The sequence below is a fragment of the Streptococcus sp. HMSC034E03 genome, from assembly GCF_001811505.1.
Classification (GTDB): Bacteria; Bacillota; Bacilli; order Lactobacillales; family Streptococcaceae; genus Streptococcus.
On the sequence record NZ_KV805000.1, the window covers coordinates 13,641 to 37,174 of the forward strand.

Annotated in this window: 19 protein-coding genes and 1 pseudogene; 18 read left to right on the forward strand and 2 right to left on the reverse strand. The window is 41.7% G+C overall.

Going from position 1 to position 23,534, the window contains the following annotated elements; genetic code table 11:
* Positions 1 to 92 precede the first annotated feature (92 nt).
* From purF to purB, 11 genes are all read left to right on the forward strand, one after another.
* Positions 93 to 1,535 carry an amidophosphoribosyltransferase gene (gene purF / locus HMPREF2805_RS09275; RefSeq protein WP_075232283.1) on the forward strand — a complete coding sequence of 481 codons (1,443 nt, stop codon included), beginning with the start codon at positions 93 to 95 and terminating at the stop codon, positions 1,533 to 1,535.
* Positions 1,536 to 1,575: 40 nt separating this feature from the next.
* Positions 1,576 to 2,598 carry a phosphoribosylformylglycinamidine cyclo-ligase gene (gene purM / locus HMPREF2805_RS09280; protein ID WP_075232284.1) on the forward strand — a complete coding sequence of 341 codons (1,023 nt, stop codon included), beginning with the start codon at positions 1,576 to 1,578 and terminating at the stop codon, positions 2,596 to 2,598.
* On the forward strand, positions 2,598 to 3,209 hold the full coding sequence (purN, locus tag HMPREF2805_RS09285) for a phosphoribosylglycinamide formyltransferase (protein WP_075232285.1): 612 nt from the start codon (positions 2,598 to 2,600) through the stop codon (positions 3,207 to 3,209). Before purM ends, purN begins: the two co-directional genes overlap by 1 nt.
* Positions 3,210 to 3,226: 17 nt before the next feature.
* Positions 3,227 to 4,774: a bifunctional phosphoribosylaminoimidazolecarboxamide formyltransferase/IMP cyclohydrolase gene (gene purH / locus HMPREF2805_RS09290; RefSeq protein WP_075232286.1), complete on the forward strand. Its 1,548-nt coding sequence runs from the start codon at positions 3,227 to 3,229 to the stop codon at positions 4,772 to 4,774.
* Between the two features lie 121 nt (positions 4,775 to 4,895).
* On the forward strand, positions 4,896 to 6,161 hold the full coding sequence (gene purD, locus HMPREF2805_RS09295) for a phosphoribosylamine--glycine ligase (RefSeq protein ID WP_075232287.1): 1,266 nt from the start codon (positions 4,896 to 4,898) through the stop codon (positions 6,159 to 6,161).
* Between the two features lie 201 nt (positions 6,162 to 6,362).
* Complete coding sequence (purE, locus tag HMPREF2805_RS09300; RefSeq protein ID WP_075232288.1) at positions 6,363 to 6,854, forward strand: 5-(carboxyamino)imidazole ribonucleotide mutase; 492 nt, start codon at positions 6,363 to 6,365, stop codon at positions 6,852 to 6,854.
* Positions 6,841 to 7,932 (forward strand): 5-(carboxyamino)imidazole ribonucleotide synthase, encoded by a 1,092-nt coding sequence (gene purK / locus HMPREF2805_RS09305; RefSeq protein ID WP_075232289.1) that lies wholly within the window; start codon positions 6,841 to 6,843, stop codon positions 7,930 to 7,932. Before purE ends, purK begins: the two co-directional genes overlap by 14 nt.
* Before the next feature lie 397 nt (positions 7,933 to 8,329).
* Positions 8,330 to 9,367, forward strand: a complete 1,038-nt coding sequence (locus HMPREF2805_RS09310; protein WP_075232290.1) for a hypothetical protein — start codon at positions 8,330 to 8,332, stop codon at positions 9,365 to 9,367.
* Entirely contained in the window at positions 9,360 to 9,500 is a 141-nt protein-coding gene (locus tag HMPREF2805_RS11345; RefSeq protein ID WP_186822567.1) for a hypothetical protein, read from the forward strand. The genes HMPREF2805_RS09310 and HMPREF2805_RS11345 overlap by 8 nt, the downstream gene beginning before the upstream one ends.
* Before the next feature lie 76 nt (positions 9,501 to 9,576).
* Positions 9,577 to 10,188, forward strand: coding sequence for a DUF6037 family protein (locus tag HMPREF2805_RS09315; protein WP_045610825.1), 612 nt, complete (start codon positions 9,577 to 9,579; stop codon positions 10,186 to 10,188).
* A gap of 208 nt (positions 10,189 to 10,396) precedes the next feature.
* Entirely contained in the window at positions 10,397 to 11,695 is a 1,299-nt protein-coding gene (gene purB / locus HMPREF2805_RS09320; RefSeq protein WP_075232291.1) for an adenylosuccinate lyase, read from the forward strand.
* Between the two features lie 98 nt (positions 11,696 to 11,793).
* On the opposite strand, the gene HMPREF2805_RS09325 is transcribed toward purB, so the two are convergent.
* Together HMPREF2805_RS09325 and HMPREF2805_RS09330 are read right to left on the reverse strand one after the other, a co-directional pair.
* Positions 11,794 to 16,176: a G5 domain-containing protein gene (locus tag HMPREF2805_RS09325; protein WP_083301320.1), complete on the reverse strand. Its 4,383-nt coding sequence runs from the start codon at positions 16,174 to 16,176 to the stop codon at positions 11,794 to 11,796.
* Between the two features lie 271 nt (positions 16,177 to 16,447).
* Entirely contained in the window at positions 16,448 to 17,164 is a 717-nt protein-coding gene (locus HMPREF2805_RS09330; RefSeq protein ID WP_045762517.1) for a GntR family transcriptional regulator, read from the reverse strand.
* A gap of 325 nt (positions 17,165 to 17,489) precedes the next feature.
* On the opposite strand from HMPREF2805_RS09330, the gene HMPREF2805_RS09335 reads away from it, so the two are divergent.
* From HMPREF2805_RS09335 to HMPREF2805_RS11565, 7 genes and pseudogenes are all read left to right on the forward strand, one after another.
* Entirely contained in the window at positions 17,490 to 19,277 is a 1,788-nt protein-coding gene (locus HMPREF2805_RS09335) for a glycoside hydrolase family 35 protein (RefSeq protein WP_075232292.1), read from the forward strand.
* Positions 19,274 to 19,750 carry a PTS sugar transporter subunit IIB gene (locus HMPREF2805_RS09340; protein ID WP_000156977.1) on the forward strand — a complete coding sequence of 159 codons (477 nt, stop codon included), beginning with the start codon at positions 19,274 to 19,276 and terminating at the stop codon, positions 19,748 to 19,750. Before HMPREF2805_RS09335 ends, HMPREF2805_RS09340 begins: the two co-directional genes overlap by 4 nt.
* A gap of 26 nt (positions 19,751 to 19,776) precedes the next feature.
* Positions 19,777 to 20,682: a PTS mannose/fructose/sorbose/N-acetylgalactosamine transporter subunit IIC gene (locus HMPREF2805_RS09345; RefSeq protein ID WP_075232293.1), complete on the forward strand. Its 906-nt coding sequence runs from the start codon at positions 19,777 to 19,779 to the stop codon at positions 20,680 to 20,682.
* Entirely contained in the window at positions 20,669 to 21,490 is an 822-nt protein-coding gene (locus HMPREF2805_RS09350; RefSeq protein ID WP_000185293.1) for a PTS system mannose/fructose/sorbose family transporter subunit IID, read from the forward strand. Before HMPREF2805_RS09345 ends, HMPREF2805_RS09350 begins: the two co-directional genes overlap by 14 nt.
* A gap of 3 nt (positions 21,491 to 21,493) precedes the next feature.
* Positions 21,494 to 21,898 (forward strand): PTS sugar transporter subunit IIA, encoded by a 405-nt coding sequence (locus tag HMPREF2805_RS09355; protein WP_075232294.1) that lies wholly within the window; start codon positions 21,494 to 21,496, stop codon positions 21,896 to 21,898.
* Between the two features lie 118 nt (positions 21,899 to 22,016).
* Positions 22,017 to 23,183, forward strand: a complete 1,167-nt coding sequence (locus tag HMPREF2805_RS09360) for an SIS domain-containing protein (protein WP_075232295.1) — start codon at positions 22,017 to 22,019, stop codon at positions 23,181 to 23,183.
* Between the two features lie 10 nt (positions 23,184 to 23,193).
* Positions 23,194 to 23,534: pseudogene (locus HMPREF2805_RS11565) on the forward strand (tagatose-bisphosphate aldolase); the annotation flags it as partial.

A 23,534-nucleotide genomic window follows, 5' to 3' on the forward strand; every position in this document is an offset into this window, starting at 1 on the left:
ATTTATTGTTGCGAGTGAAACGAGCTTCTGCCGTATCATTCCGCTCTAGTATCGTTAAGGAATGATACACAAATAAAAATTAGGTATATAAAATGACATACGAAGTAAAATCTCTTAATGAGGAATGTGGTGTTTTTGGTATCTGGGGTCACCCAGACGCTGCCAAATTGACCTATTTTGGACTCCATAGCCTTCAGCACCGTGGTCAGGAGGGGGCAGGAATCCTCTCCAATGACCAAGGGAAATTGAAGCGTCATCGTGATATGGGGCTTTTATCAGAAGTCTTCAAAAATCCTGCGAATTTGGATAAATTGACAGGAACTGGAGCGATTGGGCACGTGCGTTATGCGACTGCGGGAGAAGCTTCTGTAGACAATATCCAACCTTTCCTTTTCCGCTTTCATGATATGCAGTTTGGTTTGGTTCATAATGGGAATCTGACCAATGCAGAATCGCTCAAGCAAGAATTGGAACAAAGAGGAGCGATTTTCAGCTCAACCTCTGACTCTGAAATCTTGGCTCACCTTATTCGCCGTAGCCACAATCCAAACCTGATGGGTAAAATCAAGGAAGCACTCAGTCTTGTTAAAGGTGGTTTTGCTTATCTCTTGATGTTTGAAGATAAGTTAATTGCCGCGCTTGACCCAAATGGCTTCCGTCCTCTGTCAATCGGGAAAATGGCTAATGGAGCAGTAGTGGTTTCATCTGAAACCTGTGCCTTTGAAGTAATCGGTGCTGAGTGGATTCGCGATGTGAAACCAGGCGAAATTGTCATCATTGATGACAATGGCATCCAGTATGACAGCTATACAAACGATACTCAGCTGGCAATCTGTTCCATGGAGTATATCTACTTTGCCCGTCCCGACTCTAACATCCACGGAGTCAATGTTCATACGGCACGTAAGCGAATGGGAGCTCAATTGGCACGTGAATTCAAGCATGAAGCTGATATCGTAGTTGGGGTACCAAACTCCTCACTCAGTGCCGCTATGGGTTTTGCGGAAGAATCTGGTCTGCCAAATGAGATGGGTCTCATCAAGAACCAATATACGCAACGGACCTTTATCCAGCCGACTCAAGAATTGCGCGAGCAAGGGGTTCGGATGAAATTGTCTGCCGTTTCTGGTGTCGTTAAAGGCAAACGCGTGGTCATGATTGATGATTCGATTGTACGAGGAACAACATCACGTCGCATTGTCCAACTCTTGAAAGAAGCGGGGGCATCAGAAGTACACGTTGCCATTGGTAGTCCTGCTCTTGCCTATCCATGTTTCTACGGGATTGATATCCAGACACGTCAGGAGCTGATTGCGGCCAATCATACGGTCGAAGAGACTCGCCAAATCATTGGTGCGGATAGTCTGACTTATCTTTCTATTGATGGCTTGATTGATTCTATCGGCATCGAAACAGATGCGCCAAATGGCGGTCTCTGTGTCGCTTACTTTGACGGTGACTACCCAACGCCTCTCTACGACTATGAAGAAGACTATCGTAGAAGTTTGGATGACAAGATCAGTTTTTACAAATAGACGGCTAAAGACTCTCGATTAAAGAAAAGGAATGAATAAAATGACAAATAAGAATGCATACGCTCAATCAGGTGTGGACGTTGAAGCGGGTTATGAGGTTGTAGAACGAATCAAAAAACACGTAGCACGTACAGAGCGTGCGGGTGTTATGGGAGCTCTTGGTGGTTTTGGTGGCATGTTCGACCTTTCAAAAACAGGTGTTAAAGAGCCAGTTTTGATCTCAGGAACAGATGGTGTCGGAACTAAACTTATGCTTGCTATCAAGTACGACAAGCACGATACTATCGGTCAGGACTGTGTGGCTATGTGTGTCAACGATATCATCGCTGCAGGGGCAGAGCCTCTTTACTTCTTGGACTATATCGCAACTGGGAAAAATGAACCAGCTAAGCTAGAACAAGTGGTTGCTGGTGTGGCTGAAGGTTGTGTACAAGCCGGTGCAGCCCTTATCGGTGGTGAAACGGCTGAAATGCCTGGCATGTACGGCGAAGACGACTATGACTTGGCTGGTTTCGCAGTCGGTGTGGCTGAAAAATCTCAAATCATCGACGGTTCAAAAGTAGCAGCAGGTGATGTGATTTTGGGGCTTGCTTCAAGCGGTATCCACTCAAATGGTTATTCACTTGTTCGTCGTGTCTTTGCTGATTACACAGGTGAAGAAGTATTGCCTGAGTTAGAAGGTAAGAAACTCAAGGAAGTCCTACTCGAACCAACTCGTATCTACGTCAAAGCTGCTTTGCCACTCATCAAAGAAGAATTGGTCAACGGGATTGCCCACATCACAGGTGGTGGTTTCATCGAAAATGTACCACGTATGTTCGCGGATGACTTGGCTGCTGAAATTGACGAAAGCAAAGTCCCTGTTCTTCCAATTTTCAAAGCCCTTGAAAAATATGGCCAAATCAAACACGAAGAAATGTTTGAAATCTTCAACATGGGTGTGGGGCTTATGCTTGCAGTGAAACCAGAACATGTTGAACGGGTCAAAGAGCTTCTCGACGAACCTGTTTATGAAATCGGTCAGATTGTCAAGAAGGCAGATGCAAGTGTGGTGATAAAATAATGGCTAAAAAAATTGCTGTTTTTGCCTCTGGCAACGGCTCAAACTTTCAGGTGATTGCGGAACAATTTCCAGTAGAATTTGTCTTTTCAGATCACCGGGATGCCTATGTACTTGAGCGTGCAGAAAATCTTGGAGTTTTATCCTATGCCTTCGAACTCAAGGAGTTTGAGAACAAGACAGACTATGAAGGAGCCATTGTTGAGCTCTTAGATGAACACCAGATTGACTTGGTTTGTCTCGCAGGTTACATGAAAATCGTCGGTCCAACCTTATTAGCAGCTTATGAAGGCCGTATCATCAATATTCACCCGGCTTATCTCCCTGAATTTCCAGGTGCTCATGGTATTGAGGATGCTTGGAATGCAGGTGTTACTGAGAGTGGCGTGACCATTCACTGGGTTGACTCAGGTGTTGATACCGGTAAGGTCATCAAACAAGTCCGTGTACCACGCCTTGAAGGGGATACCCTTGATACTTTCGAGACTCGTATCCACGAAACAGAGTACAAACTTTATCCAGAAGTCTTGGATAGTTTGGGAGTGGCACGCAAACAAGGAAGTGCTAGAGCTGAAAGGGAATTTTCGACTGTAGCAGAGAAAGAACTTTTTTAAAAAGGAAAAGAAAGAACATGACTAAACGAGCACTTATTTCAGTCTCAGATAAAGCGGGCATCGTTGAATTTGCCCAAGAACTCAAAAAACTCGGTTGGGATATCATCTCGACAGGTGGGACCAAGATTGCCCTTGACAATGCTGGAGTGGACACCATTGCAATCGACGATGTGACTGGTTTCCCAGAAATGATGGACGGTCGTGTGAAGACCCTCCACCCAAATATCCACGGAGGACTTCTCGCTCGTCGTGACTTGGATAGTCACTTGGAAGCAGCTAAGGACAACAAGATTGAGCTCATTGACCTTGTGGTGGTCAACCTTTACCCATTTAAGGAAACTATCCTTAAACCAGATGTGACTTATGCTGATGCAGTTGAAAATATCGATATTGGTGGGCCATCTATGCTTCGTTCAGCAGCGAAAAATCATGCCAGTGTTACAGTTGTGGTAGATCCTGCTGACTACGCTGTGATTTTGGACGAATTGGTAGCAAACGGCGAAACCTCTTATGAAACTCGCCAACGTTTGGCAGCCAAAGTATTTCGTCACACAGCGGCTTATGACGCCTTGATTGCAGAATACTTCACAGCTCAAGTCGGAGAAAGCAAGCCAGAAAAACTCACTTTGACTTATGACCTCAAGCAACCAATGCGTTACGGTGAGAACCCTCAACAAGACGCAGACTTCTACCAAAAAGCCTTGCCAACGGATTACTCGATTGCATCAGCGAAACAGCTCAACGGTAAGGAATTGTCCTTCAACAATATCCGTGACGCTGATGCAGCAATCCGCATCATCCGTGATTTTAAAGACCGTCCAACCGTTGTAGCTCTCAAACACATGAACCCATGTGGAATCGGTCAAGCTGACGATATCGAAACAGCTTGGGACTACGCTTATGAGTCTGACCCAGTTTCTATCTTCGGTGGTATTGTCGTTCTCAACCGTGAAGTGGACGCTGTGACAGCTAAAAAAATGCACGGTGTTTTCCTTGAAATCATCATTGCGCCAAGCTATTCTGACGAAGCGCTTGAAATCTTGACAACTAAGAAGAAAAACTTGCGCATCCTAGCTTTGCCATTTGACGCCCAAGATGCTAGTGAAGTGGAAGCAGAATACACAGGTGTTGTCGGTGGACTCCTCGTTCAAAACCAAGACGTGATCAAAGAAAGCCCAGCTGACTGGCAAGTGGTAACCAAACGCCAACCAACTGAGACAGAGGCAACTGCTCTTGAATTTGCTTGGAAAGCTATCAAGTATGTCAAATCAAACGGTATCATCGTAACTAACGACCACATGACATTGGGTGTTGGCCCTGGTCAAACCAATCGCGTGGCTTCCGTCCGTATTGCTATTGACCAAGCTAAAGACCGTCTTGACGGCGCTGTCCTTGCTTCAGATGCCTTCTTCCCATTTGCGGATAACGTGGAAGAAATCGCCAAAGCAGGTATCAAAGCTATCATCCAGCCTGGAGGATCCGTCCGTGACCAAGAGTCTATCGAAGCTGCTGATAAATACGGCTTGACTATGGTCTTCACAGGCGTGAGACATTTTAGACATTAATAAAATAAAAGGGAAGAAAACAGTTTCTTTCCTTTTTATGCTTTAAAAGCGAAACGAAACAAGATTAAAACGAACGTTTATGGTATAATATTAGTAAATAATTCGCAAAAGAGGTTATAAGATGAAGCTGTTAGTTGTTGGTTCGGGTGGTCGTGAACATGCCATTGCTAAGAAGTTGCTTGAGTCTAAGGACGTTGAAAAAGTCTTTGTAGCTCCTGGGAATGACGGGATGACTCTGGATGGTCTGGAATTAGTAAATATCTCTATTTCCGAACATTCTAAATTGATTGAGTTTGCAAAAGCCAACGATATTGCTTGGTCCTTCATTGGTCCAGATGACGCTCTTGCTGCTGGAATCGTGGATGATTTCAATGCAGCTGGTCTCAAAGCCTTTGGTCCGACAAGATTGGCAGCGGAGTTGGAGTGGTCCAAGGATTTTGCTAAGGAAATCATGGTCAAATACGATGTTCCGACAGCAACCTATGGCACCTTCTCAGATTTCGAGGAAGCCAAGGCCTATATCGAAGAGAAAGGCGCTCCAATCGTAGTCAAGGCAGACGGTTTGGCGCTTGGGAAAGGTGTCGTCGTTGCTGAGACGGTTGAGCAAGCAGTTGAAGCTGCTCACGAGATGCTCTTGGACAATAAATTTGGTGACTCAGGTGCGCGTGTGGTTATCGAGGAGTTTCTTGAAGGTGAGGAATTCTCTCTCTTTGCCTTTGTCAATGGTGACAAGTTCTACATCATGCCAACGGCTCAGGACCACAAACGTGCCTATGATGGCGACAAGGGCCCTAACACGGGCGGTATGGGTGCCTATGCGCCAGTTCCTCACTTGCCACAGAGTGTAGTTGATACAGCAGTTGAGACTATTGTCAAGCCAGTCCTTGAGGGCATGATCCAAGAAGGGCGTCCTTATCTGGGTGTTCTTTATGCGGGGCTTATCCTGACAGCTGATGGACCTAAGGTTATCGAGTTCAACGCTCGTTTTGGAGATCCTGAAACGCAAATCATCTTGCCTCGCTTGACATCAGATTTTGCACAAAATATTACGGACATTTTGGATGGCCAAGAGCCAGCCATCACCTGGACAGACAAGGGTGTGACACTGGGCGTGGTTGTAGCTTCAAACGGCTACCCACTCGCTTATGAGAAAGGTGTCAAGCTTCCTGCCAAGACAGAAGGCGACATCATCACTTACTATGCCGGAGCCAAATTCGCTGAAAATGGACAAGGCCTTCTTTCAAATGGCGGACGTGTTTACATGCTAGTCACAACAGCAGACACCGTCAAAGACGGGCAAAACATCATCTACAACCAACTCAACAACCAAAACACAGAAGGCCTCTTTTATCGAACAGATATCGGAAGCAAGGCCATAAAAGATTAACAGATATTATAGTTGTCATGGCGAGCGAAAGCGAGCCAAAGTAAGATAATGGTCGCCGTGGTGAAAAGAGCAGAATAATTTCTGTTCTGGTCGGGGGAAGCTTTGAGACCCTAGGTTCAAAGTTTAGGAATGAAGCCTAAGGTTTGCTTCCGTCCCTACCACCTAAGACCATTATCAAAAAAGAAGAAAAAAGGAAAAATTATGACTAAACCAATTATTTCCATTATCATGGGCTCAAAATCCGACTGGGCCACCATGCAAAAAACAGCCGAAGTCCTAGACCACTTCGGTGTAGCTTACGAAAAGAAAGTTGTTTCCGCACACCGTACACCAGACCTCATGTTCAAATATGCCGAAGAAGCACGTAGCCGTGGCATCAAGGTTATCATTGCAGGTGCTGGGGGTGCAGCCCATTTGCCAGGCATGGTAGCAGCCAAAACCACTCTGCCTGTTATTGGTGTACCAGTCAAATCACGTGCTCTTAGCGGTGTGGATTCGCTCTATTCTATCGTTCAGATGCCAGGTGGGGTGCCTGTCGCAACCATGGCTATCGGTGAAGCGGGTGCGACTAACGCTGCCCTCTTTGCCCTCCGTCTCCTCTCAGTAGAAGACGAAACCATCGCGACTGCACTTGCTAATTTTGTTGAAGAACAAGGAAAAATCGCAGAGGAGTCTACAAATGAGCTCATCTAAAACAATCGGAATTATCGGTGGCGGCCAACTTGGTCAGATGATGGCGATTTCTGCTATCTACATGGGGCACAATGTTATCGCGCTGGATCCTGCGGCGGATTGTCCGGCCTCTCGCGTGGCGGAGATCATCGTGGCTCCTTATAATGATGTGGACGCCCTTCGTCAGTTGGCAGACCGATGTGATGTTCTCACTTATGAATTTGAAAATGTGGATGCCGACGGTTTGGATGCCGTTATCAAGGATGGACAACTTCCTCAAGGGACCGACCTGCTTCGTATTTCGCAAAATCGCATTTTTGAAAAGGACTTTCTTTCCAGCAAGGCACAAGTCACTGTGGCCCCTTACAAGGTTGTGACTTCAAGTCAAGACTTGGCAGATATTGACTCGTCGAAAAACTATGTCCTCAAGACGGCGACCGGTGGCTATGATGGGCATGGACAAAAGGTTATTCGTTCAGAAGCAGACTTGGAAGAAGCCTATGCACTAGCTGATTCAGCAGACTGTGTCTTGGAAGAATTTGTCAACTTTGACCTTGAAATTTCTGTCATCGTGTCAGGAAATGGCAAGGACGTGAAGGTTTTTCCAGTTCAGGAAAATATCCACCGCAACAATATCCTGTCTAAGACCATCGTGCCAGCCCGCATTTCAGAAAGTCTAGCTGAAAAAGCCAAAGCTATGGCTGTGCGAATCGCAGAACAACTGAACTTGTCTGGGACTCTTTGTGTGGAAATGTTTGCGACAGCTGATGATATTATCGTTAATGAGATTGCCCCACGCCCCCACAACTCAGGACACTATTCGATCGAAGCCTGTGATTTCTCCCAGTTTGATACCCATATCTTAGGTGTTCTCGGAGCACCGCTTCCAGCTATCAAACTGCATGCACCCGCTGTTATGCTCAATGTCCTCGGCCAGCATGTCGAGGCCGCTGAAAAATATGTCACAGAAAATCCAAGCGCCCACCTCCACATGTATGGTAAAATAGAGGCAAAGCACAACCGCAAGATGGGGCATGTGACTTTGTTTAGTGATGTGCCGGATAGTGTGGAAGAATTTGGGAAAGGGATAGATTTTTAATTTATGAATCTTACCTATTGTGTTGAAAAGTGGAGTTTTTAGGAGTATTAATGAATTGAGGTAGAGTACTATGAAATGTGCAAACTGTGGTAATACTGATAGTAATAGATTGTGGGATGAAGGTGATACATTCTACTGCTCAAAGTGTGCGCACCGGACACTTTATGCAACAGGTGAGGATGACTTAGTGGAATGTCCATGTTGTCATAAAATGAGGGATAGAAAAGCATTTTATTGTAGAAACTGTAATGATACTTGGTAGGGAATTATAAGAAATCTCAATTGTTTATTTGCAGGTGTATGACAAACAAGAAAAACACAACCACAAAATGGGTGTGTGAACTTGTTTAGTAATGAGACATACGAGGTTTGGAGGGGATAAGGTAGGAGCTGCAAAATGAGAGAGTTAGCTTTAAAGAACGATAAACTCATTGAGGAAGAGAAAAATAGTAATCAACTTGATATTAGATTTTTTCAAAATAAAAGTAAGATGTTTGAAAAAGTTGGAAATTATTTTACAACGATCATTAACTCCTATAATGAAGTGAAACAGAATATTGATCCTAAAGAAATATATGTTGTTAAATTTACTCAAGAACAGCTAAACAAATTTAATAGTGGAGATATTAATTTTCAAAAAACGGCTGATATGGAGTCTTTATTACCAAATTTTGTATCAAAAGGGACTAATAACGATATTGTTTCATTGGCTAGACTGGAAAAAATTGTATTAGACAATCCTGAAGCTTTACAAAATGTCATGACAAATGTAAATCGGTTGGTTGAAGCTCAAAAAGTAGATGAACTGGAGTTATTGCTGTCAGAAGTAAAACAGATTTCTTTAGATATTAAACAAGGTCAAAAAGATGATAGGCGGTCCAAAATATTGGGTGCAGAAAGTACAATAGAGCAAGCTTTATTAATGAGCGATGAAAATCCTCAAAAAGAGCATCTGTTATTGAATGCGATTAATCAGTTAAACGAAGGGCGAGCATCTATTATAAAAGAATTTGAAGGAGTTGTGGCTAAAAATTTATCCATCCCCCAAAATAATTTTATATTGTTATTAAAATCAGCTTTGGATAACAATTTTAATGAGAGCGTCTCAGATAGCTTTGCAGAATTAAATGACCAATTCTCATATATTGTAAAGGCAAGTGATTTACTAGCTAAAATATACACAGTGACAGGAAACAATGGATTAATTGACACTGTTTATGCACCTATCAAGACCTTAATACACGATAACCATGAGTATGTCTCAAAATTGGTAGAATTGCAGGAAATAAGTATTGAGGAGCAAAGGCGGTTAAAATGGTGTATTGAGCCGATTGATTTTATTGGAAAAATTGGAGTAACTGAATTGTCAGATGATGATATTATTACAATTGAATTTTCAGGTCAGGAATTATTAAAGGGAGTAAAAAATGGATAGAAACCAAGTACATAAGATTGGGAAAATTATAAATAAGCCTGTTAAATTTGTAAAGGAAAATGCAGGGAAAACGGCAACAGTACTTGCTGCAGTTGTTTCAGTAGTTGCATTTATTGACGGCAGAAAAAAATAGAATTACTGTCATATATAGAATTAGATTTGGATAAAAGACTACATTTTAAATTGAAAGGTAGGAGAATAATCTTATCATGTTAGAAAATCTCAAAGACTTAAAAAATGATATGGTGGCAAAGCAATGGACTATCTGTAGTTTTATCTTTATCTATAAAAGAGTAGAGTATATCGTCCTTGTAAAGCGATTTGTTGGTAGGGAGCAAAGGATTGAAAAGTACGCATCAGTGAAGCTACATTTTATAGAAGCTGACAATTTAGTCCATGAGTTACAAGTTGAGGCAAATAGTCAAAGATTGTTCGTAGAAGCTAGAATTTTAAGAGAATTTTTTGGAATTGAGTATGGTGATAATTTAGGTGATATACTAAAGCAATTCACAAATCAATTAGGTAATTCAGTACCAAAAAAAGTTCCTGAACAAAGAACGGATAATGAACAAGCAGCTTTAGTAAGTTCTCTAAGTCAGAGTGACGCAGAGAATCCGAATAAAATTTATTGTTATGGTGTAAAAAGAAATTCAAACGGGGGACAACGAAGTGAGTTTAATTCAGATAAAACCAAATTGTTGCGACCAAATTTGTTTAGATATTTTGAAACTGACACTAGTATCAGTTTCTGCTATAGTGATGATATCAATAAAGAAAATAATGATTCTGAAATTTTAAGAAAATTTGGTGAGATTAAATAGACATAGCTTTGTATTGACTGGTAATTTGTGATAAATATAATAGAAAACAACAATTATATTTTTGAAAATAACTATGATTACCTAATTATTCAACATTTAGAAAGTTATCTTGAGACTTTAGGCTCAAGATTTAGTCATGAGATTTCGAAGGAAGTTGCTGACATTCGTCTCACTTAAGTGAAACATCAAAAGAAAGGAAAATAAAACAATGATCAACCGTTACTCTCGCCCTGAGATGGCGAACATTTGGAGTGAAGAAAATAAATACCGTGCTTGGCTTGAGGTGGAAATCTTGGCTGATGAGGCATGGGCTGAATTGGGAGAAATCCCTAAGGAAGATGTGGCTTTGATTCGTGAGAAAGCGGACTTTGACATCGACCGTATTTTGGAAATTGAGCAGGAGACTCGCCATGACGTGGTGGCTTTCACGCGTGCAGTTTCTGAAACTCTTGGTGAAGAGCGTAAGTGGGTCCACTATGGTTTGACTTCTACTGACGTAGTCGATACTGCCTACGGTTACCTTTACAAGCAGGCCAACGACATCATTCGTCGTGACCTTGAAAACTTCACCAACATCATCGCTGACAAGGCTAAGGAGCACAAGTTCACCATCATGATGGGTCGTACTCACGGTGTGCATGCTGAGCCTACAACTTTTGGTCTTAAATTGGCAACTTGGTACAGCGAAATGAAGCGTAACATCGAGCGTTTCGAGCATGCGGCTGCTGGTGTGGAAGCTGGTAAAATTTCTGGTGCGGTTGGGAACTTTGCCAACATCCCACCATTTGTAGAGAAATATGTCTGCGACAAATTGGGTATCCGTGCTCAAGAAATCTCTACACAGGTCCTTCCTCGTGACCTTCACGCTGAGTACTTTGCAGTTATTGCTAGCATCGCAACTTCTATCGAGCGTATGGCGACTGAAATTCGTGGTCTGCAAAAATCTGAGCAACGAGAAGTGGAAGAGTTCTTTGCCAAAGGTCAAAAAGGGTCTTCAGCAATGCCTCACAAACGTAACCCTATTGGCTCTGAGAACATGACAGGTCTTGCGCGTGTTATCCGTGGTCACATGATTACGGCCTATGAGAATGTTGCTCTCTGGCACGAACGTGATATCTCTCACTCATCAGCTGAGCGCATCATCACACCAGATACGACTATTCTGATCGACTACATGCTCAACCGTTTTGGAAATATCGTTAAAAACTTGACAGTTTTCCCTGAAAACATGATCCGCAACATGAACTCTACATTTGGTTTAATATTCAGTCAACGTGCTATGTTGGCTTTGATTGAAAAAGGTATGACGCGTGAACAAGCTTACGACCTTGTTCAACCTAAGACAGCCCAATCATGGGATAACCAAGTCGACTTCAAACCACTTCTTGAAGCAGATCCAGAAGTGACTTCACGTCTCACTCAAGAAGAAATCGACGAAATCTTCAACCCTGTATACTACACCAAACGAGTGGATGATATCTTCGAACGCATCGGTTTGGGTGACTAATATGCTGTGATAGATTCACAAGTAAAACAGTACTTATATTCAACACAAAAAAGCGAGACTTAAGTCCCGCTTTTTATCTTATATCAAAAGATTCATCTTTAATCTTTTTTCTTGCTAAGTCCATAAGCTGTGAGAGCTGACATAAGACCAGTAGCAATTAACCATTCTGAACCTTGAGTTCCTGTTTCAGGTAGTTTTTTCTCTTTTGCTACAGGAGCTGGACCTTGAGGAAGAGCTTTGTTTTCCTCAGCAGGAACAGTTGCTGGAGCTGCCTCGCTTGGGATTTCTAGTGTTGGTTTTTCTTCGGCGATAGCAGCTTGCCCATGTTCATCACCAACATGAGTGACAGGGTTCCCCACTTCAATTACTTGAGCGACAGGTTCTTGCGCTACGACACTTGTAACCAATGTTTTAACTTCAGTTCCGTCAGCAGCAGTAGTCACAGAGTAGAAATGGCTACGACGACCGTTTACCCCTTCAGTCACGATACGAGATTGTCCTTTAGGTAATTGATTAGTTTCACGAGTGATGGTTGTAAATGGAATTTCTTCATTTTGGATGTCAACTCTTGGTTTGTTTTCAGCGATAGTAGCTTGTCCTTTTTCATCACCAAGGTGAGTAACAGGGTTCCCCACTTCTATCACTTGAGTGATAGGTTCTAGGCTTACTTCACTGTTTACTAGAGTCTTAACTTCAGTTCCATCCGTAGCCGTAGTTACAGAATAGAAGTAGCTGCGACGACCGTTTACACCTTCAGTCACGATACGAGATTGTCCCTTAGGCAACTGATCAGTTTCACGAGTAATAGTTGTAAATGAAATGTCTTCAGTTTGGACATCTAGTTTAGGAAGTTCCTCAGTGGTAGCTGCTTGCCCCTTTTCATCACCAAGGTGAGTGACAGGGTTCCCTACTTCCACCACTTGAGTGATAGGTTCTAGGCTTACTTCACTGTTTACTAGAGTCTTAACTTCAGTTCCATCCGTAGCCGTAGTTACAGAATAGAAGTAGCTGCGACGACCGTTTACACCTTCAGTCACGATACGAGATTGTCCCTTAGGCAACTGATCAGTTTCACGAGTAATAGTTGTAAATGAAATGTCTTCAGTTTGGACATCTAGTTTAGGAAGTTCCTCAGTTGTAGCTGCTTGCCCTTTTTCATCACCAAGGTGAGTGACAGGGTTCCCCACCTCTACCACTTGAGTGATAGGTTCTTTTGTGACTTTGTCTTCAAGAACTGTTTCGGTTTCCTTACCATTTTCAGCAGTAACTGAGACGTAGAGTGTACGTTCTCCTTTGACACCGACAGTGATGACTTTTTCTTGTCCTGCTGGGAGGTTAGGATTGTCTTTCTTAACGATTTCAAAAGGAATTTCTTCTGTCTTAACGAGAAGCTCTGGTCGGTTTTCAACAGCAGCAGGAGCTTCGCTTTCATCAAGACTTCCTGAGTGAGTTGCGGCTGGTTTAAGACCTAGTCTAGCTACTTTAAGATTAGCTACAAGTGCATCCAACTCAGCTTGTTTATTACGGTTAAGATTGTAGTTAAGAGCTTCTTTAGCAGCTTTGAGAGCGTCTAGGCTTTCTGTGCTATATCCTTCTAAGTTTTCAGGGATTTGAGCAAGTTCTTCGCGTAGTGCTTTGTAGTCAGCACGGAAGTAGTCTTTGTTGTGATCTGCAAAAGCAGTCATAAGTTCAAAGATTTCTTCTTCCTTGTATTCAGCGCTTGGTCTATCAGCCCAGATAGCTAGCATACTACCAATAGTAGGTAGGTCAATTTCAGGGTATTTAGTTGAAGCTAGCTGGTTAAATGGAGTTTTTTCAGTATTTTCAATAGCTTTCTTGAGGAAGCCGCCACCATCTTCTGGTTTTTGACCGAGAATGTAGTACCAATCTCCATTCGTGTTAAGGAATTTATAACCTTTGCTTGCTAGGTATTGAGGAGATGCAAGGTTGTAACCCCACCAGCCTTTAGACCAGTAAGAGATGATAACGTCCTTATCAAACTCAACATCATCCTTGTCTTCGTAGTAGAAGCCATCGTTAAAGGCCATTGGTTGAAGCCCTTTTTCTTTAGCCATGGCAGCTAAGCTATTAGCGTATTCAGCAAACTTACCGTAGAGACCATACCACTTGAGGTAGTACCAACCTTGAGCATTGGTAGCGTCGTTAGCATACTCATCTGTACCATAGTTGAAGATCTTAGTTTTACCTGCAAAGAAGTCCATGTACTTGCCGATAAGGGCTTTTGTAAAGTTCATTGCTTCTTCGTTTTCAAGGTCCATAGTTGTTTTTGAAACCTTGTCAAAGTTAGCTTGAGGGTTTGCGATGCCTAGTTTTTCCATAGCGACAAGCATAGCATCCATGTGGCCAGGACTGTTGATAGCAGGGATTAGTCCAATACCTTTGTCCTTAGCATACTGGATAAGTTCAGTAATTTCAGCCTGATTCAAAGTTGTTCCGTTTGGATCATCGTAGTAAGATTTTGTTCCTTCAATGATGGCATTTTTCACATCGTCACTAGCATAGGTCTTGCCGTTTGCAGTGATCGTCATATCATCCAAGAGGAAGCGAAGTCCATCATTTCCAAGGAGCAAGTGGAGGTCAGAGTAGCCGAGCTCACTAGCCTTGTCAACGATACGTTTAAGTTGATCAAGAGTAAAGTATTTACGACCAGCATCGATAGAGATAACCTTGTTCTTAGCTAGTTTTTCAACTTCGCGTTTAGCGTCCTCTTCTTTTTGAGCTTCTGGAGTGAAGGTCAAGTTACCAACAGCTTCTTGGAGTTTTGCGATTGCTTGGTCAATGCTATCTTGTTCAGCACGGCTAAGGTTGCTATCAAGAGAACGAATGGCTTTTTCAGCCTCTTTAACTGCGGCAACACTTTCTTCTGTATAGCGACTAAGATCAGTTGGCACTTCTTTAAGAGCTTGTTCAGCAGACTCGTAGTCAGCAGCGAAATATTCCGCATTTGAATTTGCGAATTGACGCATAAGCTTGAATAGACGAGATGGAGAGTAGCGAGCAGATGGAGTATCAGCCCAAGCAGCTACCATACCACCGATAATAGGAACGTCAGCTCCTTCTGTTTTTGGTACAGAAGTGATCGGTGTGCTCTTAATGCCGTTCAATCCTTGATCAAGGTTGTACCAACCTTGTCCGTCAGCATTACGGCCGAGAACATAGTACCAAGCATCGTTAGTATTGAGGATTTCGTGTCCTTTTTCAGCTAGTAACTTAGAAGAAGCGACATCGTAACCACCCCAGCCACCAGTCCACATAGAGACGATGATGTCCTTGTCAAAAGTACCAAAAGTAGTGTCGCTATTATAGTAGATACCGTCGTTGAAGGCCATTGGTTTCAGACCGTGAGATTTGACGATACGAGCTAGGTCATTAGCATAGGCGATGAATTTGTCATAGCCTTTGTCTGGGAATCCATCTTCTGGATACCATTTATAGGCTTGAAGAACGCTCCATCCTTTGGCATTAGTAGCATCATTAGCGTACTCATCCAAACCGATGTTGAAGATTTCAGACTTACCAGCAAAGTAGCCTGCATACTTATCAATCAAAGCTTTTGTGAAGGCAACAGCTTTTTCATTGTCAAGGTCAACAGTACGTGCTGATTCTTTACCAAAATAGTTAAAGTTAGGCTTTTCAATACCTAGTTCTTTCATGGCATTAAGGATAGCGTCCATGTGGCCAGGACTGTTAACAGATGGGATAAGTCCAATACCTTTATCCTTAGCATAGTTAATCAAGTCGGTCATTTGGCTTTCAGTTAGATGATTGCCGTTTGGATCGTTGTAGTAGGCATTAGTTCCATTTTCAACAGCGCGTTTGACATCATCGCTTGCATAAGTTTTGTCCCCTACAGTTAGAGACATGTCATCAAGCATAAAACGCAAGCCATCATTTCCGACTAGAAGATGAAGATCAGTATAGCCATAGTGTTTGGCTTTGTCGATGATTTCTTTCAGTTGTTCAGGAGAGAAGTATTTACGCCCTGCATCGATTGAAACGATTTTCTTTTTAGCCAGTTTTTCATTGACTTGAGCTGCTTTCTCTGTAGCGACTACAGGAGCCTCAACTGTAGCAACTTCTTTGTTTTCTACCTTTTCTGGTTCTGACTGCTTAGCTTCTTCAGTTACTTCTGGTTTTGCTGGAGTTTCTTCAGTTGCAACAGTTTTTTCTACAACAGGTGCAGGAGTAGCTTCAACTTTTGGTGCTTCAGTATTTGCTACAGGTGTTGCTGGAGCTGCAGGAGCTACGGCTTCTGGTGTAGGACTAGTTTCAAATTTTTCTTCGCTAGCCTGTGGAGACGATTCACCTGTAGCTTGGATAGTAGGTTGATTCTCTGTTGTAGTAGGTACGACTCCATCAGCGGCAACAGCTTGCGCATGAAAGGCAAAGCCGATCAAGACAGAAGCTGCTCCGATTGCGTATTTACGAATAGAGAAACGCTGTTTATTTTCTGGTTTCATTAAATAACCTCCTAATTTATTGTTTTGATAGCGTTTTCACAAACTGATTCCATTGTATTATCTGAAACTAGTAAAGTCAAGTATTTTAATAAAATACCTATAAAAAATATAAGAAGTTATTTAATTTGAACTAATTTTCAATTTTTACTCTGTTTTTAGTAAAATTTCTCCAAATTATAGTTTAAAGTCATTTGATATTTCCTACTAAAAGCTAGCGTGCTATAATGAAAAACAGAAAAGCCTGAAACGATTGTCTCAGACTTTTTAATGTTTAGTGATCGCGATCACATGAGATAAATTTAATCTTATAGAAATCAGAACGTTTGTAAGTTTCAATGTATTCCAACACTTGGCCAGTTGACTCAAGTTTAGTTGTCTTGGTTTGGAGAACAGTTGGGAACTGAGAGTCGATTCCTAGGATAGAAGCAGCATGTTCTGGAGTTGGAAATACAATTTCATTGATTTCTTCAAAATGCTCGTCATTCATGTGAATGTGGTAGTCCAATTTGAAACGATTATAGATAGAACTATAGTATTCAAGATTTGGATAGTTTGCATTGATGTATTGTTCAGGGATATAAGATGTGTGGTAGATATAAGTAACACCGTTAGATTCACGGATACGTTCGATTTTGTAATAAAATTGATCGCCACGCAATCCTAATTTTTCTAAGTAGTTAAGATCGTTACCGCGTTCAATGGAAAGAACAGTGACTTTATCGTCCTTGGTTTCAAAAATTTCTACATCAGAAAATTCTACGAGTTTGTGCTTGCGAGCGCGAGCCACAAAGGTTCCCTTTCCTTGTTGGCGGACAATATAACCGTCTTTAGCAAGGTCGTTTAAGGCGCGAACAACAGTGATTGAACTTACGTCATACATTGCAATCAATTCTGCTTCAGTGTAGAACTTGTCGCCACTTGCAAATTGACCTGAAATGATTTTGTTTTTCAATTCATCTTTGATATATTGATACTTTGGAATTGCCATATTTTCACCTCATTTTTTCCTTCTCCATCTTTGATTTTATCATAAATGGTTTGAAAATGATAGTAAATAATGTAAAAAAATAAAATAATATTCTAAGTGATTGACTTACATATTATTTGAGGTTATAAACTTATATATTTATGCTATCTGGATCGAGAATATTTAAGAAAAAAATTTTTTTTATAAGAATTTTAGAAAACAATTCAGTAAAAAAAAGAAAAATTTTAAATAATTTTCGAAAAATCTATTGACAAGATGGATTCATTAGTTTATCATTTAATATAACAACAAATGAAAGCGCAAACGAAAAGTATGAGGTGGTAAAATGACAAGATTTAAAATTGAGGATGATTTTTACCTAGATGGGGAACCATTCAAAATCTTATCTGGTGCCATTCATTATTTTAGAATTCCTGAAGAAGACTGGTATCATTCATTGTACAATCTCAAGGCTTTAGGTTTTAACACTGTTGAAACCTATGTCGCTTGGAATTTGCATGAGCCAACTGAAGGAAACTTCAATTTTGAAGGCAATCTTGATATTGAAAAATTTCTTCAGACAGCTCAGGACTTAGGCTTGTATGCTATTGTTCGACCATCTCCCTTTATCTGTGCAGAGTGGGAATTCGGTGGTTTACCAGCATGGCTTTTAAATAAAGACATGCGAATCCGTTCCTCTGATTCAGCCTTTGTTGAAATGGTAGGACGTTACTATGATCATTTACTTCCACGTCTTGTTTCAAGATTGTTGGATAATGGTGGTAACATCCTCATGATGCAGGTTGAAAATGAGTACGGTTCATACGGTGAGGACAAAACCTACTTGCGTGAGATTCGCCGATTGATGGAAGAACGTTCAGTGACTTGTCCGCTCTTTACATCTGATGGTCCATGGCGAGCAACTCTGAAAGCTGGTACCTTGATTGAAGATGATCTCTTTGTGACAGGGAACTTTGGTTCAAAAGCAAACTTTAACTTCTCGCAAATGCAAGAGTTCTTTGATGAGTATGACAAGAAATGGCCACTCATGTGTATGGAATTCTGGGATGGATGGTTTAACCGATGGAAAGAACCAGTCATCACGCGTGAGCCAGAGGAGTTAGCAGAAGCCGTACATGAGGTACTAGAGCAAGGCTCTATCAACCTTTACATGTTCCACGGTGGAACCAACTTTGGTTTTATGAATGGTTGTTCAGCTCGAGGAACTATTGATTTACCACAAGTAACATCTTATGATTATGACGCTCTCCTTAATGAAGCTGGGAATCCAACTGCTAAATACATGGCAGTTAAGGAAATGATGGCGACTTACTATCCTGAGTATCCACAATTAGAACCGCTTTACAAAGAGAGCATGGAAGTTGAAAACATTCCACTGGTTGAGAAAGTTTCTCTGTTCGAAACCTTGGATAGCTTAACAAGTCCAACTAAAAGTCTCTATCCTAAGAAAATGGAAGAGTTGGGACAAAGCTATGGCTACCTACTCTATCGTACAGAAGCTAGTTGGGATGCAGAAGAAGAACGTATCCGTATCATTGACGGTCGAGACAGAGCTCAGCTATTTGTAGATGGTAAATGGGTCGCAACCCAGTACCAGACTGAAATTGGAGAAGATATCTTCTATCAAGGAGAAAAGAAAGCGCTCTCTCGTTTTGATGTCCTGGTAGAAAATATGGGGCGTGTCAATTACGGGCATAAGTTCCTAGCAGATACACAACGAAAAGGGATTCGTACAGGTGTCTGCAAAGATCTACACTTCATGCTGAACTGGGAACATTATCCGCTTCCACTAGATAATCCTGAAAAGATTGATTTCTCAAAAGGATGGACAGAAGGACAACCTGCCTTTTACGCCTATGACTTTGAAGTTGAGGCTCCGAAGGACACCTACTTAGAACTATCTGAGTTTGGTAAAGGGATTGCCTATGTCAATGGCCATCATCTAGGTCGTTTCTGGAATGTTGGTCCAACCTTATCGCTTTATATTCCGCACAGCTATCTCAAGGAAGGTGCTAACCGCATCATTATCTTTGAAACTGAAGGGGAGTATAGAGATCACATACACTTAACTCGTAAACCTACACTAAAACATATAAAGGGGGAAAATTTATGACAATTGTAGGATGCCGTATTGATGGACGTTTGATCCACGGACAAGTAGCAAACCTTTGGTCTGCTAAACTGAATGTTTCACGTATCATGGTCGTTGACAATGAAGTTGTTAACAACGATGTTGAAAAGAGCGGATTGAAACTTGCAACACCACCAGGTGTAAAACTTAGTATTTTGCCAGTTGAAAAAGCTGCAGCCAATATCCTTGCTGGAAAATATGATAGCCAACGTTTGTTTATCGTTGCTCGTAAACCAGACCGCTTCCTTGGATTAGTGGAAGCAGGGGTACCGCTTGAAGCAGTCAATGTTGGTAATATGTCTCAAACACCAGAAACACGTTCTATCACACGTTCAATCAACGTTGTAGATAAAGACGTAGAAGATTTCCACAAATTGGCGGAAAAAGGTGTTAAACTTACTGCTCAAATGGTTCCAAATGATCCAGTTTCAGACTTTTTGAGCTTATTAAAATAGGAAAAAATTTTTAGGAGGTCATTGTTATGATACAATGGTGGCAAATTTTACTTCTCACTTTGTACTCAGCTTATCAAATCTGTGATGAGTTGACGATCGTTTCTTCTGCAGGTTCCCCTGTATTCGCTGGTTTCATTACTGGTTTGATCATGGGAGATTTGACAACTGGTTTGTTTATCGGTGGTAGCTTGCAGTTGTTTGTCCTTGGGGTAGGTACCTTCGGTGGTGCTTCTCGTATCGATGCAACTTCTGGTGCGGTTCTTGCGACAGCTTTCTCAGTTTCACAAGGTATCGAAACAGATCTTGCGATCACTACAATCGCTGTACCAGTAGCGGCACTTTTGACTTACTTCGACGTACTTGGTCGTATGACTACTACATTCTTCGCACACCGTATTGATGCTGCGATCGAACGCTTTGACTATAAAGCAATCGAACGTAACTACCTTCTTGGTGCGCTTCCATGGGCTGCTTCTCGTGCCCTTCCAGTATTCTTCGCCCTTGCTTTTGGTGGAGAATTCGTACAAGCAGTTGTAAATCTTGTTAAAGAATTCCAATGGGTTGCAGACGGTTTGACTCTTGCAGGTCGTATGCTTCCAGGTCTTGGATTCGCTATCTTGCTTCGTTACCTTCCAGTTAAACGTAACCTTCACTACCTTGCTATGGGATTTGGTTTGACAGCTATGTTGACTGTACTTTACTCATACGTAACAGGTCTTGGTGGAGCAGTTGCTGGTATCATTGGCACTCTTCCTGCTGACGTTGCTGAAAAAATTGGCTTTGCCAACAACTTCAAAGGTTTGTCTATGATCGGTATCTCTATCGTAGGTATCTTCCTTGCAGTTGTTCACTTCAAGAACAGCCAAAAAGTTGCTGTAGCAGCACCTTCTACACCATCAGAAAGTGGGGAAATTGAAGATGACGAATTCTAATTACAAATTAACAAAAGAAGATTTTAATCAAATTAACAAACGTAGCTTGTTCACTTTCCAATTGGGATGGAACTACGAACGTATGCAAGCATCAGGTTACCTTTACATGATCTTGCCACAATTGCGTAAAATGTATGGAGATGGAACTCCTGAGTTGAAAGAAATGATGAAAGTTCATACTCAATTCTTCAACACTTCACCATTCTTCCACACAATCATCGCTGGTTTTGACCTTGCCATGGAAGAAAAAGATGGCGTTGGCTCAAAAGATGCGGTTAACGGTATCAAGACAGGTTTGATGGGACCATTCGCTCCTCTTGGAGATACTATCTTTGGTTCACTTGTACCTGCTATCATGGGATCTATCGCTGCAACAATGGCTATCGCTGGTCAACCTTGGGGTATCTTCCTTTGGATCGCAGTTGCAGTAGCGTATGACATCTTCCGTTGGAAACAGTTGGAATTTGCTTACAAAGAAGGGGTTAACCTTATCAACAACATGCAAAGCACTTTGACAGCTTTGATTGAAGCTGCATCTGTACTTGGTGTCTTCATGATGGGTGCTCTTGTAGCAACAATGATCAACTTTGAAATTTCATACAAATTACCAATCGGTGAGAAAATGATTGACTTCCAAGATATCTTGAACTCAATCTTCCCACGCTTGCTTCCAGCAATCTTCACTGCCTTTATCTTCTGGTTGCTTGGTAAGAAAGGTATGAACTCTACAAAAGCTATCGGTATCATCATCGTGCTTGCCTTGGCTCTTTCTGCCTTTGGTAAATTTGCACTTGGAATGGGCGCATAATTTATGACTAAATCATTAATTTTAGTGAGTCATGGACGTTTTTGTGAAGAACTTAAAGGTAGCACAGAAATGATTATGGGTCCACAAGAAAATATTCATGCAGTTGCTCTTCTTCCAGAAGATGGACCAGAAGATTTCACTGCGAAATTTGAAGCCGCTATCGAAGGTTTGGATGATTTCCTAGTCTTTGCTGACCTCCTTGGTGGAACACCATGTAATGTGGTGAGCCGTCTGATTATGGAAGGTCGTGACATTGAACTTTACGCAGGAATGAATCTTCCAATGGTTATTGAATTTATCAATGCAAGCCTTACTGGCGCTGATGCAGATTATAAAAATCGTGCTTCAGAAAGTATTGTCAAAGTTAATGATTTATTGGCAAGCTTCGACGACGATGAAGATGAATAAGGTGTAATAACAGAAATACTGTTAGAACATATTTCATAGAATATAAATGGGAATGGGGCTTACTCCCATTCCCATATTTTAAATAAAAAACAATATAATAATAGATTAGAGGAACTCAATGCTAGATTATACAAAAGAAGAATTGCTTGAGTTGGGGGCAGAAATCACAACTCGCGAAATTTACCAACAACCAGACATTTGGAAAGAAGCTTTTGAAACTTATCAAGCACGACGTGATGAAATTGCAGCTTTCTTGCAAGGAATTGCAGATAAGCATGACTATATCAAAGTAATCCTAACTGGTGCTGGAACTTCTGCTTATGTAGGTGATACTCTAGTTCCTTACTTTAAGGAAGTTTATGATGAACGTAAATGGAACTTTAATGCTATTGCGACAACTGATATCGTAGCAAACCCACAAACTTATTTGAAAAAAGATGTGGCGACTGTTTTGGTATCATTCGCGCGTAGCGGAAATTCGCCTGAGAGTGTGGCAACAGTTGACTTGGCTAAGGCCTTGGTTGATGAACTTTATCAAGTAACCATCACTTGTGCGGCTGAAGGGAAATTGGCTCTTCAAGCGCATGGTGATGACCGTAACCTCTTGCTCTTGCAACCAGCTGCTTCTAACGATGCTGGCTTTGCTATGACTTCAAGCTTCACTTCAATGATGTTGACAGCGCTCTTGGTATTTGATCCAACAGACTTTGCTGTTAAAGCTGAACGTTTCGACGTGCTATCTAGTTTAGCTCGCAAAATTCTTGACAATGTGGCAGATGTCAAAGAGTTGGTTGACCTAGACTTTAACCGAGTGATTTATCTAGGTGCGGGCCCATTCTTCGGACTTGCTCACGAAGCCCAGCTTAAAATTTTGGAATTGACTGCTGGTCAAGTCGCGACTATGTATGAAAGTCCAGTTGGCTTCCGTCACGGTCCAAAATCTCTTATCAACGAAGATACAGTCGTTTTGGTATTTGGTACTACAACAGATTACACTCGTAAATATGACTTAGACTTGGTTCGTGAAGTTGCAGGCGACCAAATTGCTCGATGTGTTGTTCTCTTGAGCGACCAAGCCTTCGGACTTGAAAATGTTAAGGAAGTCGCGCTTGGGTGCGGTGGGGTTCTGAATGATGTTTACCGTGTCTTCCCTTACATCGTTTATGGTCAGTTATTTGCTCTCTTGACTTCACTTAAAGTTGGTAACAGACCAGATACACCATCACCTACAGGTACAGTGAACCGTGTTGTTCAAGGTGTCATTATTCACGAATTTGAAAAATAAGGAAGAATCTATGAGTAAATTAACATTAAGCCCAAATAAACTTGCTTGCTTGCAAAAACTCTCAGACGAAAATGGGATCATCTCAGCTCTTGCTTTTGACCAACGTGGTGCTTTGAAACGCCTCATGGCTCAATACCAAACAGAAGAGCCAACAGTAACTCAAATGGAAGAACTCAAAGTATTGGTAGCGGATGAATTGACTAAATACGCTTCATCTATGCTTCTTGACCCTGAGTATGGACTTCCAGCTACAAAAGCTCTTGATCCAAAAGCTGGTCTTCTCCTTGCTTATGAGAAAACTGGATACGACACAACAAGTACAAAACGCTTGCCAGACTGCTTGGATGTTTG

What these genes read in the sequence shown, in the direction of transcription:
- HMPREF2805_RS09330 (WP_045762517.1), bottom strand. Translation starts at nt 17,164, where the DNA reads ATGGCAATTCCAAAGTATCAATATATCAAAGATGAATTGAAAAACAAA.
- purM (WP_075232284.1), top strand. Translation starts at nt 1,576, where the DNA reads ATGACAAATAAGAATGCATACGCTCAATCAGGTGTGGACGTTGAAGCG.
- HMPREF2805_RS09335 (WP_075232292.1), top strand. Translation starts at nt 17,490, where the DNA reads ATGACAAGATTTAAAATTGAGGATGATTTTTACCTAGATGGGGAACCA.
- purK (WP_075232289.1), top strand. Translation starts at nt 6,841, where the DNA reads ATGAGCTCATCTAAAACAATCGGAATTATCGGTGGCGGCCAACTTGGT.
- HMPREF2805_RS09350 (WP_000185293.1), top strand. Translation starts at nt 20,669, where the DNA reads ATGACGAATTCTAATTACAAATTAACAAAAGAAGATTTTAATCAAATT.
- purB (WP_075232291.1), top strand. Translation starts at nt 10,397, where the DNA reads ATGATCAACCGTTACTCTCGCCCTGAGATGGCGAACATTTGGAGTGAA.
- HMPREF2805_RS09360 (WP_075232295.1), top strand. Translation starts at nt 22,017, where the DNA reads ATGCTAGATTATACAAAAGAAGAATTGCTTGAGTTGGGGGCAGAAATC.
- purH (WP_075232286.1), top strand. Translation starts at nt 3,227, where the DNA reads ATGACTAAACGAGCACTTATTTCAGTCTCAGATAAAGCGGGCATCGTT.
- HMPREF2805_RS09345 (WP_075232293.1), top strand. Translation starts at nt 19,777, where the DNA reads ATGATACAATGGTGGCAAATTTTACTTCTCACTTTGTACTCAGCTTAT.
- HMPREF2805_RS09340 (WP_000156977.1), top strand. Translation starts at nt 19,274, where the DNA reads ATGACAATTGTAGGATGCCGTATTGATGGACGTTTGATCCACGGACAA.
- HMPREF2805_RS09355 (WP_075232294.1), top strand. Translation starts at nt 21,494, where the DNA reads ATGACTAAATCATTAATTTTAGTGAGTCATGGACGTTTTTGTGAAGAA.
- purN (WP_075232285.1), top strand. Translation starts at nt 2,598, where the DNA reads ATGGCTAAAAAAATTGCTGTTTTTGCCTCTGGCAACGGCTCAAACTTT.
- HMPREF2805_RS09325 (WP_083301320.1), bottom strand. Translation starts at nt 16,176, where the DNA reads ATGAAACCAGAAAATAAACAGCGTTTCTCTATTCGTAAATACGCAATC.
- purD (WP_075232287.1), top strand. Translation starts at nt 4,896, where the DNA reads ATGAAGCTGTTAGTTGTTGGTTCGGGTGGTCGTGAACATGCCATTGCT.
- HMPREF2805_RS11345 (WP_186822567.1), top strand. Translation starts at nt 9,360, where the DNA reads ATGGATAGAAACCAAGTACATAAGATTGGGAAAATTATAAATAAGCCT.
- HMPREF2805_RS09310 (WP_075232290.1), top strand. Translation starts at nt 8,330, where the DNA reads ATGAGAGAGTTAGCTTTAAAGAACGATAAACTCATTGAGGAAGAGAAA.
- HMPREF2805_RS09315 (WP_045610825.1), top strand. Translation starts at nt 9,577, where the DNA reads ATGTTAGAAAATCTCAAAGACTTAAAAAATGATATGGTGGCAAAGCAA.
- purF (WP_075232283.1), top strand. Translation starts at nt 93, where the DNA reads ATGACATACGAAGTAAAATCTCTTAATGAGGAATGTGGTGTTTTTGGT.
- purE (WP_075232288.1), top strand. Translation starts at nt 6,363, where the DNA reads ATGACTAAACCAATTATTTCCATTATCATGGGCTCAAAATCCGACTGG.